Annotated in this window: 15 protein-coding genes; 14 read left to right on the top strand and 1 reads right to left on the bottom strand. The window is 64.4% G+C overall.

Annotation, left to right across the window (positions count from 1 at the left end; all coding sequences use genetic code 11):
* Nucleotides 1-56 precede the first annotated feature (56 nt).
* The 9 genes from leuS to PMI40_RS07835 all read left to right on the top strand — a co-directional run bounded on the left by leuS (nt 57) and on the right by PMI40_RS07835 (nt 10,103).
* Complete coding sequence (leuS, locus tag PMI40_RS07875) at nt 57-2,702, top strand: leucine--tRNA ligase (RefSeq protein ID WP_040501803.1); 2,646 nt, start codon at nt 57-59, stop codon at nt 2,700-2,702.
* A 30-nt stretch (nt 2,703-2,732) separates the two neighbouring features.
* A complete protein-coding gene (gene lptE, locus PMI40_RS07870) occupies nt 2,733-3,272 on the top strand; it encodes an LPS assembly lipoprotein LptE (RefSeq protein WP_008113883.1) in 540 nt (179 codons plus the stop codon).
* A gap of 27 nt (nt 3,273-3,299) precedes the next feature.
* A complete protein-coding gene (gene holA, locus PMI40_RS07865; RefSeq protein WP_008113882.1) occupies nt 3,300-4,319 on the top strand; it encodes a DNA polymerase III subunit delta in 1,020 nt (339 codons plus the stop codon).
* A gap of 85 nt (nt 4,320-4,404) precedes the next feature.
* On the top strand, nt 4,405-5,673 hold the full coding sequence (locus PMI40_RS07860) for a glutamate-5-semialdehyde dehydrogenase (RefSeq protein ID WP_008113881.1): 1,269 nt from the start codon (nt 4,405-4,407) through the stop codon (nt 5,671-5,673).
* Between the two features lie 58 nt (nt 5,674-5,731).
* Nucleotides 5,732-6,157 carry a CopD family protein gene (locus PMI40_RS07855; protein WP_008113880.1) on the top strand — a complete coding sequence of 142 codons (426 nt, stop codon included), beginning with the start codon at nt 5,732-5,734 and terminating at the stop codon, nt 6,155-6,157.
* 47 nt (nt 6,158-6,204) lie between these two features.
* On the top strand, nt 6,205-6,810 hold the full coding sequence (locus PMI40_RS07850; RefSeq protein WP_008113879.1) for a 2-hydroxychromene-2-carboxylate isomerase: 606 nt from the start codon (nt 6,205-6,207) through the stop codon (nt 6,808-6,810).
* A gap of 101 nt (nt 6,811-6,911) precedes the next feature.
* The gene (locus PMI40_RS07845; RefSeq protein ID WP_008113878.1) at nt 6,912-8,165 is read left to right on the top strand and encodes a class I SAM-dependent RNA methyltransferase; all 1,254 of its coding nucleotides are present in this window, start codon (nt 6,912-6,914) and stop codon (nt 8,163-8,165) included.
* A 151-nt stretch (nt 8,166-8,316) separates the two neighbouring features.
* A complete protein-coding gene (locus PMI40_RS07840; protein WP_008113877.1) occupies nt 8,317-9,144 on the top strand; it encodes a dioxygenase in 828 nt (275 codons plus the stop codon).
* Nucleotides 9,145-9,203: 59 nt separating this feature from the next.
* Nucleotides 9,204-10,103, top strand: coding sequence for a LysR family transcriptional regulator (locus tag PMI40_RS07835; RefSeq protein WP_008113876.1), 900 nt, complete (start codon nt 9,204-9,206; stop codon nt 10,101-10,103).
* Between the two features lie 74 nt (nt 10,104-10,177).
* Here PMI40_RS07835 and PMI40_RS07830 read toward each other — a convergent pair whose 3' ends face one another.
* Entirely contained in the window at nt 10,178-11,179 is a 1,002-nt protein-coding gene (locus tag PMI40_RS07830; protein ID WP_008113875.1) for a HEAT repeat domain-containing protein, read from the bottom strand.
* Between the two features lie 456 nt (nt 11,180-11,635).
* Here PMI40_RS07830 and PMI40_RS07825 point away from each other — a divergent pair, with 456 nt between their 5' ends.
* The 5 genes from PMI40_RS07825 (at nt 11,636) to PMI40_RS07805 (ending at nt 16,282) form a co-directional block, all read left to right on the top strand.
* Nucleotides 11,636-12,163, top strand: coding sequence for a 2,4'-dihydroxyacetophenone dioxygenase family protein (locus tag PMI40_RS07825; RefSeq protein ID WP_008113874.1), 528 nt, complete (start codon nt 11,636-11,638; stop codon nt 12,161-12,163).
* Between the two features lie 15 nt (nt 12,164-12,178).
* Complete coding sequence (locus PMI40_RS07820; protein ID WP_008113872.1) at nt 12,179-12,913, top strand: SDR family NAD(P)-dependent oxidoreductase; 735 nt, start codon at nt 12,179-12,181, stop codon at nt 12,911-12,913.
* A 269-nt stretch (nt 12,914-13,182) separates the two neighbouring features.
* Nucleotides 13,183-14,469, top strand: coding sequence for an MFS transporter (locus PMI40_RS07815; protein ID WP_008113867.1), 1,287 nt, complete (start codon nt 13,183-13,185; stop codon nt 14,467-14,469).
* A gap of 99 nt (nt 14,470-14,568) precedes the next feature.
* Nucleotides 14,569-15,297: an SDR family NAD(P)-dependent oxidoreductase gene (locus PMI40_RS07810; RefSeq protein ID WP_008113865.1), complete on the top strand. Its 729-nt coding sequence runs from the start codon at nt 14,569-14,571 to the stop codon at nt 15,295-15,297.
* 187 nt (nt 15,298-15,484) lie between these two features.
* The gene (locus tag PMI40_RS07805) at nt 15,485-16,282 is read left to right on the top strand and encodes an IclR family transcriptional regulator (RefSeq protein ID WP_008113863.1); all 798 of its coding nucleotides are present in this window, start codon (nt 15,485-15,487) and stop codon (nt 16,280-16,282) included.
* Nucleotides 16,283-16,304 lie beyond the last annotated feature (22 nt).

The following is a 16,304-nucleotide window of genomic DNA, read 5'->3' as shown; positions in this document are numbered from 1 at the left end:
GGGGGGGGGGAGCCGGTATAATGCAGGGTTTCCGTTTTCCCAACGCGCCCATTGCCATGCAAGAGAAATACAGCCCAGCCGAAGTCGAGCAGTCCGCCCAGCAGCACTGGAACGCCATCGACGCCTACAAGACCGTCGAACACGCCAAGGACGCCAGCGGGCGCGACAAGAAGAAGTTCTACGCCTGTTCGATGCTGCCCTACCCATCGGGCAAGCTGCACATGGGCCATGTGCGCAACTACACCATCAACGATGTGATGTATCGCTACCTGCGCATGAGCGGCTACAACGTGCTCATGCCGATGGGGTGGGACGCGTTCGGCATGCCGGCCGAGAATGCCGCCATGGCCAACGGCGTGCCGCCGGCGCAGTGGACCTACTCCAACATCGAGACCATGAAGAAGCAGATGCAGTCGATGGGCCTGGCCATCGACTGGTCGCGCGAGATGACCGCCTGCCGTCCCGAGTACTACAAGTGGAACCAGTGGATGTTCCTGAAGATGCTCGAGCGCGGCATCATCTACAAGAAGACCGGCACCGTCAACTGGGATCCGGTCGACCAGACCGTGCTGGCCAACGAACAGGTGATCGACGGTCGCGGCTGGCGCTCCGGCGCGCTGATCGAGAAGCGCGAGATCCCGATGTACTACGCGCGCATCACCGATTACGCCGACGAGCTGCTGGAACACGTCGAAACCAGGTTGCCCGGCTGGCCCGAGCGGGTGCGCCTGATGCAGGCCAACTGGATCGGCAAGTCGACCGGGGTGCGCTTTGCCTTCCCGCACGACATCAGCGACAACGGCCAACCCATCAATGACGGCAAGCTGTGGGTATTTACCACGCGCGCCGACACGATCATGGGGGTGACCTTCTGCGCGGTGGCACCGGAACACGCCCTGGCCACCCATGCCGCCAGGAACAACCCGGCGCTGCAGGCCTTCATCGAAGAGTGCAAGAAGGGCAGCGTGATCGAAGCCGACATGGCGACGATGGAAAAGAAGGGCATGCCCACGGGCCTGTTCGTGACCCATCCGCTGACCGGCGAGAAGGTCGAGGTGTGGGTAGGCAACTATGTGCTCATCACCTACGGCGACGGCGCCGTGATGGGCGTGCCGGCCCATGACGAGCGCGACTTTGCGTTCGCCAAGAAATACGACCTGCCCATCAAGCAGGTGGTCGCCGTGCAAGGAAAGGACTATTCCACCGACGCCTGGGAAGAATGGTACGGCGACAAGGAGGCCGGTCGCACGGTGGCCTCGGGCAAGTACGACGGCCTGGCCTACCAGGCGGCGGTCGACGCCGTCGCCGCCGACCTGGCGGCACAGGGCGTGGGCGAGAAGAAGGTCACCTTCCGCCTGCGCGACTGGGGTATCTCGCGCCAGCGCTACTGGGGCACCCCGATTCCCATCATCCACTGCCCCGACTGCGGCGACGTGCCGGTCCCCGAACAGGACCTGCCGGTGGTGTTGCCCGAGGATTGCGTGCCCGATGGCAGCGGCAACCCGCTCAACAAGCATGAGCAGTTCCTGCATGTCGATTGCCCCTCCTGCGGCAAGCCGGCGCGCCGCGAGACCGACACCATGGACACCTTCGTCGACTCGTCCTGGTACTACATGCGCTATACCTCGCCCCAGAGCAGCGATGCCATGGTCGACAGCCGCAACGACTACTGGATGCCGATGGACCAGTACATCGGCGGCATCGAGCACGCCGTGCTGCACCTGCTGTACGCCCGCTTCTGGACCAAGGTCATGCGCGACTTCGGCCTGGTCAAGTTCGACGAGCCGTTCACCAACCTGCTGACCCAGGGCATGGTGCTCAACGAGACCTATTATCGCGAAGACCCCAGCGGCAAGAAGACCTGGATCAACCCGGCCGAGGTCGAGCTGACCCATGACGAGCGCGGACGTCCGGTGTCGGCCATCCTCAGGGCCGATGGCCAGCCGGTGATCATCGGCGGCACCGAGAAGATGTCGAAGTCGAAGAACAACGGCATCGACCCGCAGGCGCAGATCGACCAGTACGGTGCCGATACCGCGCGCCTGTTCACCATGTTCGCCTCGCCCCCTGAACAGACCCTCGAATGGTCCGGCGCCGGCGTCGAAGGCGCCAACCGCTTCCTGCGCCGGGTATGGGCGTTCGGCCATCACCATGCCGAGCGCATCGGCCAGGCCGGCGCGCTCGACGCCGCCACGCTCGACGAAGGCCACAAGACGCTGCGACGCGAAGTGCACAAGATCCTGCAACAGGCCGACCATGACCTCAAGCGGATCCAGTACAACACCGTGGTGTCGGCCTGCATGAAGATGCTCAACACGCTGGAAGCAGCCAAGCTGGCCGATGGCGCCGCCGGCGACGCGGTGCTGGCCGAGTGCTTCTCGATCTTCCTGCGCGTGCTCAACCCGATCGCACCGCACATCACCCACGTGCTGTGGCAGGAAATGGGCTTTGCCGCGATCCACGGCGACATCCTCGACGCCGCCTGGCCGCAGGTCGACGCCGGCGCGCTGGAACAGAACGAGATCGAACTGATGGTGCAGGTCAATGGCAAGCTGCGCGGCAGCGTCACGGTGCCCAAGCAAGCCGACCGGGCTGCCATCGAGGCGACCGCCCTGGCCAACGAAGGGGTGCAGAAATTCCTGACCGGCACCCCCAAGAAGGTCATCGTGGTACCTGGCAAGCTGGTCAACATCGTGGTCTGATCGCGTCCTTTCGACATACAAGGCAACCCAATGCATTTTCATCCGACTTCCAGGCGCGTCCCGCAGTGGCTGCTTGCCATTGCCCTGGCCATGCTGCTGACGGCCTGTGGCTTCCATTTGCGGGGCGCGGCCGACCTGCCGTTCAAGACCATCTACCTGGGCTTCGCGCCCAATTCCACCGTGGGCGTCGAACTGCGCCGCAACATCCGCGCCAGCGGCGGTGAGGTGGTCGAGCAGGCGGACCAGGCCGATGCCGTGCTGAAGGTACTGGCCGATACTCGCGACCGCCAGGTGCTGACCTTGAACACCAACGGTCGCGTGCGTGAATACGCACTGTTCCAGCGCTTTACCTTCAGCGTCACCGATGCCAAGGGCGTGGTGATGATCCCGCCCACGGCGATCGTCTTGCGGCGCGTGATCACCTACGACGAAAACCAGGAGCTGGCCAAGCAGGCCGAGGAAGTGCTGCTGTACCGCGACATGCAGTCGGACCTGGTGCAGCAGATCCTGCGCCGCCTGTCTGCGTCCCGCAACGCGCTGGCGACCGAAACCGTCGACCAGGACCGCTGACCGACCGCGAGCCACGGAGAACGCCCGATGCAACTGCGGCATGACGCCCTCGACACCCACCTCGGCAAGACCCTCGCGCCGTTGTACGTGATCGCCAGCGACGAGCACCTGCTCGCGCTGGAGGCCGCCGACAAGATCCGCCAGGCCGCCCGCGCGGGCGGGTTTTCCGAGCGCGAGGTGCTGGTCGTCGAACGCAGCTTCAAATGGGGCGAATTGCTGGCGGCGAACCAGTCGCAATCGCTGTTCGGCGACAAGAAACTGATCGAGCTGCGCATTCCCACCGGCAAGCCCGGCAAGGATGGCGGCCAGGCGCTGCAACAATATGCCGCCGCGCTGAGTCCCGACAATCTCACCATCATCACGCTGCCCAAGCTGGACTGGGCCACCCAGAAGGCGGCATGGGTGGCGGCGCTGCAGCAGGCGGCGGTGTATATCGATATCCCGCTGGTGGAACGCACGCAGTTGCCCGGCTGGATCGGCAACCGGCTGGCCGCCCAGGACCAGAACGCCGATCGCGCCTGCCTCGACTTTATCGCCGACCGCGTCGAAGGCAACCTGCTGGCGGCGCACCAGGAAATCCAGAAACTGGGACTGCTGTACCCGCCAGGCAAGCTGTCGTTCGAGCAGGTGCACGACGCCGTGCTCAATGTCGCCCGCTATGACGTCTTCAAGCTCAACGAAGCCATGCTGGCCGGCGACGCGGCCCGCCTGACGCGCATGATGGAAGGCCTCAAGGGCGAAGGCGAGGCGCTGCCCTTGGTGCTGTGGGCGCTGACCGAGGAGATCCGCACCCTGCTCAAGATCAAGTCCGGCGTGGCCCAGGGCAAGCCGGTCGGGGTCCTGCTCAAGGAATACCGTATCTGGGGCCCGCGCGAACGGCTGATGGAACCGGCCCTGCGCCGTATCAGCCTGGCTGCGCTGCAGGATGCGCTGCGCCAGGCCGCGCTGATCGATCGCATGGTCAAGGGGCTGCGTGCCCGCAGCTTCGCCGGCGACCCATGGGATGCGCTGTCGCAGCTGGGCCTGACCCTGGCGCGCGGCGGCTAGACTCTCTCCCGGCCGCCCGCCTTCGGGGCGGCCTCAACCATCACGGCTGGCAGCCAACGGACTGCGGCCGCAGGGAAACGACACCATGCAAGACATCGCCCTCTACATGAACCAGATCGGCCAGCGTGCACGCGCTGCCTCGCGCGCCATGGCACGTGCCGACACCGCCGTCAAGAACCAGGCGCTGCTGCTGATCGCCGCGGCCATCCGGCGCGACGCCGAGGTGCTGCGCGCGGCCAACGCACGCGACCTCGACGCGGCCCGCGCCAACGGCCTGGCCGAAGCCATGCTTGATCGGCTGACCTTGTCGGACAAGGCCATCGCCACCATGGCCGAGGGGCTGGAACAGATCGCAGCGCTGCCCGACCCGATCGGCGAGATCGGCAACATGAAATACCGCCCCAGCGGCATCCAGGTCGGCCAGATGCGCGTGCCGCTGGGCGTGATCGGGATCATCTACGAAGCCCGCCCCAACGTCACCGTGGACGCCGCCGGATTGTGCATCAAGAGCGGCAACGCCACCATCCTGCGCGGCGGATCCGAGGCCATCCGCTGCAACCAGGCACTGGCGGCGCTGGTGCAGCAAGGCCTGGCCGGCGCCGGCCTGCCGACACAGGCAGTGCAAGTGGTCGAGACCACCGACCGCGCGGCCGTGGGCGAACTCATCACCATGCAGGACTATGTCGACGTCATCGTGCCGCGTGGCGGCAAGGGACTGATCGCACGCCTGATTGCCGACGCCACGGTGCCGATGATCAAGCATCTCGACGGTATCTGCCACGTCTACATCGACCAGCGCGCCGACACCCGCCGCGCCCTCGACGTGGCCTTCAACGCCAAGTGCCACCGCTACGGCACCTGCAACACGATGGAAACGCTGCTGGTGTCGCGCGAGGTTGCCGCCGCCGTGCTGCCGCCCTTGGCCGAGCTGTATCGCGCCAAGGAAGTCGAACTGCGCTGCGACCCGGAAAGCCATGAAATCCTGGCCGACTACCCCTACCTGAAGCCAGCGCAAGCCGACGACTGGGATACCGAATACCTGGCCCCGATCCTGGCCATCAAGGTAGTGGCTGGCATCGATGAGGCCATCGAACACATCAATACGCACTCATCTCAACACACCGACGCCATCATCACCGAAGACTACACGCGCGCCATGCGCTTCCTGCGCGAAGTCGATTCGGCCTCGGTCATGGTCAATGCCTCGACCCGCTTTGCCGACGGCTTCGAATATGGCCTGGGAGCCGAGATCGGCATTTCCAACGACAAGCTGCATGCGCGCGGCCCGGTCGGCCTGGAAGGCCTGACCTCGCTCAAGTACGTGGTGCTGGGCCAGGGCCAGGTACGCCAGTGATGCGCTCGTAGGCAAAGGCGGCGCGCAGGCGCCAACCCCTCGTTACCCAAGGACCAACATGCTCTGGATCAAAGCACTGCACATCGTCTTCATCGCTTCCTGGTTCGCCGGCCTGTTCTACCTGCCGCGCATCTTCGTCAACCTGGCCCAGGAAGAGCACCTGGTCGTGCGCGAACGCCTGCTGGGCATGGCGCGTCGCCTGTACCGCTTCACCGGCCTGATGGCGCTGGTGGCGCTCGGCCTGGGCGCCTGGTTGTGGGCGGTCACCTTCGATTTCTGGCGCGGCCCCGGCAACGGCTGGCTGCATGCCAAGCTGTTGCTGGTGGTGCTGGTGATCGGCTATCACCATGCCTGCGGTTCCTTGCTCAAGAAGTTCGAACTGGGCAACAATACCCGCAGCCACACCTGGTATCGCTGGTTCAACGAAGTGCCGGTGCTGCTGCTGCTGGCCATCGTCGTGCTGGTGGTCGTCAAGCCATTCTGAAGCCTGTCCCATTGTGTCCCATTGTCGCCAGTCAACCGGAGCCGGTCATGAGCAAAGTCTGTGAATACTTCTTCGCGCCACACTCGCCGTTCGCCTACCTGGGCCACGACCGCTTCGTGGCCATGGCCGAAAAGCACCAGGTACAGGTGATCCCCAAGCCGTTCGACCTGTCGAGGATATTCGGCGTCTCGGGTGGCCTGCCGCTGGCCAAGCGCGCCCCGCAACGCCAGGCGTATCGGCTCAAGGAACTGGCGCGCTGGAGCGAGTACCTGGGCAAGCCGATGGTGCTGCAGCCGACCTACTTCCCGGTCAACAGCGACACCGCCGCCCGCATGATCATTGCCGTCCAGCTGGCGCAAGGCAGCCGCGCCGCCCTCGAGCTGGCAGGCGCCTTCATGCGTGCGGTATGGGAAGAACAACGCAACATCGCCGACAGCGACACCCTGGTGGCCATCGCCAACGCCCAGGAACGCGACGGCGCCACGCTGTTGAAGTCGGCCGAGACGGCCAGCGTACAGGCCGAGTTCGACCGGTTTACCGACGAAGCCAATGCCGCCAGCGTGTTCGGCGCGCCCTGGTTCATCTACCAGGGTGAAGGCTACTGGGGCCAGGACCGGCTCGACTTCGTCGAGCGGGCCTTCGCCGGTAGTTGATCATCTCCGGTAGTTGAAGCAGTTGAAGCAGTTGAAGCAGTTGAAGCAGTTGAAGCAATCGTATTAGTTATTTTTGTTAGACCACGGATAAAAGGTACCCCATGCAATTCACACAAACGAATTACTCCTACTTCTGCCCGTGCCCGCGCGGCCTGGAGGCGGCGCTGGCCGAAGAACTGGGCGAGATCGCGATCCACGCCGGCCCGGACGCCGCGCTCAAGGTACACAACCAGGTGCCGGGCGGCGTGCACTGCTCGGGCACCTTGCTGGCGGCCTACCAGCTCAACCTGCATTCGCGCATCGCCAGCCGGGTCTTGCTGCGCATGGCGCACGGTTCCTACAAGAATGAAAACGACATCTACGACCTGACCCTGGCACAGGCCTGGGAAGACTGGTTCAAGGTCTCGCATACCATTCGCGTCGACCTGACCGCGGTGAAGTCGCCATTGAAGAGCATCGAGTTCTCCACCCTCAAGATCAAGGACGCCATCTGCGACCGCTTCCTGGACCTGATGAAGCTGCGGCCCTCGGTCAACACCCGCACGCCCGACATGCGCATCGCCGGCTTCGTCGATGCCCACAACTTCACGGTCTACCTCGACACCTCGGGCGAAGCGCTCTTCAAGCGCGGCTGGCGTGAAGAAACCGGCGACGCGCCGCTGCGCGAGAACCTGGCCGCCGGCCTGCTGCGCACCAGCGGCTGGAAACCGGGCGTGCCACTGTTCGATCCCATGTGCGGCTCGGGCACCATCCTGGCCGAAGCGGCACAGATGGTGGCCGGGGTGCCGGCCGGCGCCCGGCGCCGTTTCGCATTCGAGAAATTCAGCAACTTCGACGCCGGCGCTTGGCTGTCGATCAAGGGCGACTTCAAACCCAATGCGCTGCCGACCACGCCGACCATCTTCGGCAGCGACATCTCGGGCGACATGGTCGAACTGACGCGTGAAAACCTGCGTCGCGCCGGCATCCAGTTCGAGATCCCGCTCAAGCAGATCGAAGCCCAGGAAGTCAAGCCGCCGCTCGGTCCCGACGGCGCACCGCTGGTGGGCATCATCCTGACCAACCCGCCCTACGGCGAGCGGATCGGCGTGCGCGGCGACCGCGCGTTGCCGACCGAAGAATTGTTCACGCAATTCTTCGCCGACTTCTCCAGCACGCTCAAGCAGCGTTTTGCCGGCTGGAAGGTGTTCCTGTTCTCGGCCGACCTGGGCTTGCCCAAGCTGATGCGCCTGAAGGAATCGCGCAAGACCCCGTTCTTCAACGGCGCCCTCGAATGCCGTTTGTTCCGCTTCGACATGGTGGCCGGCTCCAACCGTCGCGAAGAAGCCAAGCCGCACGCGGAAGGCAACGACTGACCCGCCACCCGGGGGGATTGTCAATCTTCGCAAGACAATCCTTCCCGCCCGCACCGATTTATCCGGCTCCCCGGCTCGGCTAGAGTGTCATCAGGCGCTGCTGCCTGTGGCACATGGCACCAGCTCGTCAAGACCCTTGCCCGGAGATCACATGTCCACCGTCGCCCTTCCATCCCTGTTCGTGTCGCACGGTTCGCCCATGATGGCGGTCGAACCAGGGCGCACCGGCCCGTTGCTGGCCAAGGTCGGTGCCACCCTGCCGCAGCCCGAGGCAGTGGTGATGCTGTCGCCCCACTGGGAAACCATGTCCGCGCGCGTGGGCAACCAGTTGAAACCACAGGTCATCCATGACTTCGGCGGCTTCCCTGCCGCGCTGTACCAACTCGACTACCCGGCCCCGGGCGCCCCGGCGCTGGCCGAACACGTCGCCCGCCTGTTGCGCGACGGCGGCATCGAAGCCAGCACCGACGGCAGTTGGGGCCTGGATCACGGCGCCTGGGTGCCGATGCGCTATCTTTATCCACAGGCCGACGTGCCGACCATCCAGTTGTCGCTGCAATCGCATATGCCGCCGGACTACCATTTCCGCGTCGGGCAACTGCTGGCGCCACTGGCCAGGGAGGGCATCCTGCTGGTCGGCTCCGGCAGCTTCACGCATAACCTGCGCGAGCTGCAACGCAATGACCCGCACGCCCCGGATGCGCCGCATACCGTCGAATTCCTGCACTGGTTCCTGGAGCGCATGCGCGCCGGCGACCTGCAAGCGTTGTTCGGCTATCGCACCACGGCGCCCCATGCGATACGCACCCATCCCTCCGACGAACATTTATTGTCGCTGTTCTTCGCCATGGGCGCGGCCGACGACTGGACCCAATTCGTGCACCTGGACACGGGTTCGACGTATCATAGCCTGCGCATGGATGCCTTCGCCTTTGGCAGTCATGCCAGGCTGCTTGAACAACTACCGGCAGCCGCCTGACCGGCGCGCCCGCAACCCTGGACCCCGCCGCCACGCGGCGCCGTCTCGGGGATAACGATTTGAACAAACTGCGGGAAATCGAATGCTTCATCGCTGTGGCCGACCTGGGCAGCTTCGTCAAGGCCGCCGATGCACTGGGCATCTCCAAGGCGGCCGTCTCGCGCACCGTGCTGGACCTGGAGGCACGACTGGGCTCGCGCCTGATGCAGCGGACCACCCGCCGCCTGTCGCTCACCGAAGCCGGCATCCTGTACCTGGAACGCTGCAAGCAGATCGTGGCCGCCCTCGATGCCGCCGACGACCTGTTGAGCGCCGGCGCCTCCAGACCCTCGGGCCTGTTGCGCATCAATGCACCGCAGACCTTCGGCGTGCTGCACCTGGCGCCGTTGTGGCCGATCTTCCTGGATCGCCATCCGGGGGTCAGTCTCGACATCACGCTATCGGATCGTATCGTCGACATCATCGACGAAGGGTTCGACCTGGCCATCCGTATCGCCCGCCTTTCGGACTCGACTTTGGTACACCGCAAGCTCGCCACCACCAGCCTGCATGTCTGCGCCTCGCCGGCCTACCTGCAACAGCATGGCACGCCCCTGCATCCGCACGAACTGGCGCAGCACCAGGCGATCTCATACAGCTACAACGCCAGCAAGGACGACTGGCACTTCAGCGGTCCCGAGGGGGCGGTCAGCGTCAAGGTCAATTCGCGCATGCACGTCAACAACGGCGACAGCTGCGTGGCAGCCGCGCTGGGCGGCATCGGTCTGACCCGCCAGCCGACCTTCATGATCGACCAGTACCTGCGCAGCGGCCAATTGGTGGCGCTGCTGGACGGCTACACCTCGCCCGAATTGGGCATCTATGCGGTCTACCCCAGTCGAGCCCACCTGCCGGCCAAGGTGCGTGCCATGCTCGACTTCCTCGGCGAGGCGTTCGCCCAGGTGCATTGGGACGAGTGATGCAGGCGCTGGACGAAAAAGGGCCGCACCCGATGCGCGGCCCCTGGCGGTAATCCCGGATTACCTGCCCTATCCTACTTACGGTACAGGCGCAGGATTTCCCGGGTCCACTTGACTTCCTTGTCGTCACCCTTGCCCAGGCTCTTGGACTGTTTTCTCATGTAGGCGAAGGCCCGTGGCGTGCCGATATCCCCGATCGACTTCAATGCCATGGCGCGATCCTGCCAGATGTTGTCTTTGCTCTCGTAGATTGCCATCAGCAGGGGCAACTGGTCGGCCGCCTTGAGGATGCCGAGCGACGAGATGGCAGCCAGCCGCACATACTCACTGGAGTGCGTCACCAGCTTGGCCAGCTCGGGAATGGCAATCGGGTTATTGCTGAATCCCAGTTCATAGACATCGAGATAAGCATCCTCGGGCGCGGCATTGTTCTGCTTGAGCTTGGCCAGCAAGGCCTTGACCGTGGCGTCACTCACCACCTGGCCATACAGCTGCTGGTTCAACTTCGCCGCCAGTTCCTTGGCCACCAGACCGAGCGGGGTATTGAAGGTCGGATCGATGATTTCATCGAAGCTCCAGACCGGCACCTTGCCGCGCTTGACGTAGGCCGTCACGCGCTGCAACCCCTTGGGGGTCTGTACATCGGCCCGCAGTGAAGTAAAGGTGATGAAAGGCGAGAAGCCGTTGGAACGATAGTTCTCGATGTGTGCCCGGCGGATGAGCACCTCGGTGCCACTCTCGCCGGCGCCAGCCTGCGTCACCGGCAAACCGCGTGCCACCATCTCGCGCGTGACCTGGGTCGACAGCCAGGGCAGCGCATCGAAGGGCTTGTCCTGATAGACCAGCTGCATTGGAATGGTCCCGCCCAGGATAGCCTTCTTTTCCGGCTCCGGCCGGGCGTCCTTGAATGCCAGCGCCACCGGCGGCAACTCGCCTGCCTTCTCATACTGCGTAGCCGACACCACCGGGTCCTTGATCGGCACCTTCATGTTGACGGCGCACCCCGACAGCAAGGCGGCGACGCCCAGGGCGACGCCGATGAGCGCACGACTGAAAGATGGATGACTTGATTTCATTTGATTCCAGGTTCTTATGTTTGTATGCCTGGGAACAGGTCACTGCCTGCTTTGCTCAATGCACGTCGCAGCTGTAGCTGCAACCTGCTCCCCCCTTTGTGCGCGCGACGCCGCACCACCCCCATGGTTTGTTGCAGCGCACGGACAGCAGCATCTTACCTGCATATCCTGCCAATTCGCTTACATCCGCAAGGTCGCGTAGTCGACATCTGCCACGCATGAAAAGCGCGGTTCAGAATTTTCATCGAAGACGCCCTCGCATTGCGTGCGGCGTTGTCTACACTCTCGCCTTCGAGGCCGGCCCCACCTTTTCGGCCACCGGACTCGCCTTCTCGCCGAGCCGGACGCCAGCCGCCTGCTTGACATCCTTCCGGCATTCGCTCACAGTGACCACATTGCAGACCATATGTCCATATAGTGAACATTGGTCGCCAGAATACTGATGAGGAGAACCCAATGAGCGACATCTCGCCGGCCGCAGCCAAGCTGATGCCCTATCAATTCCCCAACCCCAAGGAAGCGCCGCTGGAGATCGTGGTCAACCCGGCCATTCCCGAGGACGAACGCATCTGGGTACCGCAGGCCGAGAACGTCTGGTTCCGTCCGTTGTGCCTCAATGTGTCGCAAGGCTACTGGACCAACCTGCTGCGCGTGCGCAAGTCGGGCGTGCTGTCGCGCCATCGTCATCCGGCACCGGTGCACGGCATGGTGCTGAAGGGCCGTTGGCACTACCTCGAACACAACTGGATCGCCGAGCAAGGCAGCTATGTGTTCGAGCCACCCGGCGAGACCCATACCCTGTTCGTGCCCGAGGATGTCGAGGAAATGATCACCTACTTCCACATCACCGGGGTCATGTTCTATTGCGATCCCTGGGGCAAGTTCGAGGGCTACGAAGATGTCTATACCAAGCTCGACATGTGCCGCAAGCACTATGAGGCGGTCGGCCTGGGCGCGGACTACGTCGACCAGTTCGTGCGCTGATCCCGGGAGCGCCGCATGACCTATAACAACGCCGACTATGACTTCAACGGTTGCGTGGCCGTCGTCACCGGTGGCAACGGCGGCATTGGCGCGGCCATCGGCCAACGCCTGGCACGCGCCGGCGCGCAGGTGGTGTGCTGGGACCTCAAGGCCGACCCCGCGTCGCCATTTCGCCAGGACGAGGTCGACATCACCGATCCAGCGTCCACCGATGCCGCGACGCAGCGCCTGCTGGCCGCGACCGGGCGCATCGACTTCCTGGTCAACAACGCCGGCTACGCCGGATCGACCGTGCCCCTGGACGAATACGACGTGGCCGAATGGCACCGCATCGTCAACGTCAACCTGCTGGGTGTATTCCACGCCTGTCGCAGCGTGGTGCCGGCCATGCGGGTTGCCGGTCGCGGCCGCATCGTCAACATCGCTTCGCTGGCCGGCAAGGAAGGCACGCCCAATGCGTCGGCCTATAGCGCCTCCAAGGCCGGCGTGCTGGCGCTGACCAAGTCGCTCGGCAAGGAACTGGCCAAGGCGGGCGTGCTGGTCAACGCGCTGGCGCCCGCGGCGGTCGATACGGCATTGCTGCAGCAGATGAATCCGGCGCACGTACAGACCATGATCGACAAGAGCCCGATGGCGCGCCTGGGCACGGTCGACGAGGTCGCCGAGATGGTGGCCTGGCTGTGCTCGGGGTCATGTACCTTCAACACCGGTGCCGTATTCGATCTCTCGGGCGGCCGCGCCACGTATTGACGGCCCGGCCCGACCACGGCTGCCGATGATGGCGGCCGGCAAGAATGATCCGGGCAAGGCAACAACGCAATGGGCGCCCCTGGTCGCCTTGCGTACCGGACCGACCGGCAACGGTCGACCCGACAGCGCCGGCGGCATCCACAACGCCGGCGACGACAGCGTTGCCTACACAACACTAAAAAGATGTCTGCGGCATCAAGCGCCAAACAAAAGGCGATGGCACGCAGACAGCCAAATGGCATTTACTCATACACTTGGAGACACATTTCATGGAAGTCCAGAAAGAAAAGAGCCCCCGGCTCAAACGCGTGCAGCTGGTCGGGCTGACGTTCCTGATGCTGGCAGGCATCGTCAACTACCTCGACCGCAGCACCCTGTCCATCGCCAATCATTCGGTCAGCCAGGAGCTCAACCTGTCTGCGTCGCAGATGGGCCTGCTGCTGTCGGCCTTCTCGTTGGCCTATGCGTTCTCGCAATTGCCCATCGGCGCCATGCTCGACAAGTTCGGCGCGCGCATCATGCTGGGCGCCGGCATGATGGTGTGGTCGGTGGCCCAGCTGGCTGGCGGTTTCGTCACCACCCTGCAGCAATTCCTGGTGGCCCGCGTGTTCCTGGGCCTGGGCGAGGCACCACAGTTCCCGGCCGGCGCCAAGGTGGTGTCGGAATGGTTTGCCGTGCGCGAGCGCGGCGGCCCCACCGGCATCTTCGTGGCATCCTCGACCATCGGTCCGGCGCTGGCGCCGCCTATCCTGACGATCCTGATGTTGTCGTTCGGCTGGCGCATGATGTTCGTCATCATGGGTATCGCCGGTATCGCCGTGTCGGTCGGCTGGTACCTGTTCTATCGCAACCGCAATGAGGTCGAACTCACCCCGTCCGAGATCCTGTACCTGGCCGAAGGCGACGAGAACGACCCCAATGCCAACGCCAAGCTGACCTGGAACGAGTGGAAAAGCCTGTTCAAGTACCGCACCACCTGGGGCATGCTGTTCGGTTTCATGGGCGTCATCTACATGGTCTGGCTGTACCTGACCTGGCTGCCCGCCTACCTCGAGCACGAACGTCACCTGTCGATCGCGCGCACCGGCTGGGTGGTGGTGATTCCGTACATCTTCGGTACCCTCGGCATGCTGTCGTCGGGCTATATCGCCGACGGTCTCATGAAACGCGGCATGGCCCCGATCCGCAGCCGCAAGTGGCCCATCTGTGCCGGCCTGATCGGTGCCGGTGCGTTCACCATCCCGGCCGCCTATACGCCCAGCACCACCATGGCGATCGTCTACATCTCGCTGGCCATGGCCTTCGTCAACATGGCTTCCGGCGGTGCCTGGGCGCTGGTGTCGGTGGCCATTCCGCGCCGCCTGGTAGCGTCGCTGGGCAGCATGCAGAACTTCGGCGGCTACCTTGGCGGCTCGCTGGCACCGCTGGTGACGGGTATCGTGGTCGACCAGACCCACTCGTTCATCAACGCCTTGCTGATCAGTGCGGTGGTGGCCTTTGCCGCCGCGCTGGTGTACATGTTCGTGGTCGACAAGCCGATCGACTCGCACGCCTGATTCCCACGGGAGCCTGACCCGATGGCGCCGACCGCCCGGCCGGCGCCATCCAGCCAGTCCCCCGACTGCAATCGAGACCCATCGACAAAAGGAAAAGACATGAGCTTCACTCCCGATATCTTCAAGGGCAAGACCGCCCTGGTCACCGGCGGCACGCAGGGCATCGGTGGCGGTATCGCGCGCCAGTTGGCCGCGCTGGGCGCACGTGTCATCGCCGCCGGCCTGCCGCCGTTCGCGACCGACGAATTCGCCGGCACCGGCATCTCGCTCATCGAGATGAATGTCGCCTCGGAAGACAGCGTACGCAATGCCATGGCTGGCATCGACCAACTCGACATCGTCGTCAATTGCGCCGGCATCATCAAGCGCGGCGCCGAACTCGAGACCGAGGTCTTCGAGCAGGTGATCGCGGTCAACCTGACCGGCACCATGCGCGTATGCGCCGCTGCCCGTGAGCTGCTCAAGAAAAGTGGCGGCGGCAGCATCGTCAATACCGCCTCGATGCTCAGTTTCTTCGGTGGCGGCCTGGTGCCTGGCTACAGCGCCAGCAAGGGCGGCGTGGCGCAACTGACCAAGTCGCTGGCCATTGCCTATGCCGGCGACGGTATCCGCGTCAACGCGGTCGCGCCCGGCTGGATCGCCACGCCATTGACGCAGGCGCTGCAGGACGACCCGGCGCGCGCCGGCCCGATCCTGCAACGCACGCCATTGAACCGCTGGGGAACCCCCGAGGACATCGGCAACGTGGTGGCCTTCCTGTGTACCCCCGCCGCGTCCTTCATGACCGGTGCCATCGTGCCGGTGGATGGCGGTTACCTGATCGCCTGAGGCACCCCGGAAAGATGAACTACCCACAGCCGCGTTGCGCCCGGCCCGGCGAGCGCCTGTGGATAAAGCGAAGATTGCATGCCATTGCCTGCGTCGGCCTCCAAGCTGGCGCGGGCTTTTTTGAGTCGTGCGCAATCTTGCGTCCGCTATAATCGCCGCGCACAGGCCCCACCGTCCACGAGTACCCATGCCCACCCAAGACCACGCCACGGAAGACCAGACCAGGATCGCCGGCACCGCCGCCTTTTCGAAGTTCGTGGCTGTGCTGCAATTGATCGCCGACCAGAACGAGCCACTATCCATCGCGCAATTGGCGGCATTGTCGGGCTACCCAAGGCCGACCGTCTATCGTATCCTGGGCGCGCTGATGGCCGAAGGCATGGTGGTCGAGAACCCGCGCACGCGCCAGTTCGAAGTCGGCCCGCGGCTGATCAACCTGGCCAGTCGCGCCTGGGACCGCAGCGACATCCGCATGACTGCCATCGACCACCTGCGCGCCCTACGCGACGCCACCCGCGAGACGGTCCACCTGGCGGTGCCGTCCGACGCCGGCATGGTCTACATAGAAAAACTCGAAAGCCCGCAGGCCGTGCGCATGAGCTCGCGCATCGGCACCCGCGTCACGCTGTACTCCAGTTCGGTGGGCAAGTCCTACCTGGCCGCACTGGCCCCCGAACGACGCGAGCACCTGATGTCGGCCATCCGCATGGACCGCTTTACCGAACACACCATCACCGACATCGCCACCCTGCGGGCCGAGATCGAGCAGACCCGGGCGCAAGGCTACGCCGAGGACCGCGAAGAAAACGAAGCGCAGATCTTCTGCTACGGCGCCGCCATCCGTGGCGCCGACGGCGTACCGGTCGCCTGCATCAGCATCAGCATCCCGCTGTTCCGGCGCCATGAAGATTGTCGTGCGTCCTACATCGATCCCTTGCTGCAGGCCTGCGCGGCCATCTCGCGCAAGCTGGCCGGCCCTGGCTGAGGCGCCGTCGGGGAGCATCAAT

It is taken from the genome of Herbaspirillum sp. YR522, assembly GCF_000282575.1.
Taxonomy (GTDB): Bacteria; Pseudomonadota; Gammaproteobacteria; order Burkholderiales; family Burkholderiaceae_D; genus Herbaspirillum.
This window is presented reverse-complemented; position numbering and strand designations above follow the sequence as displayed.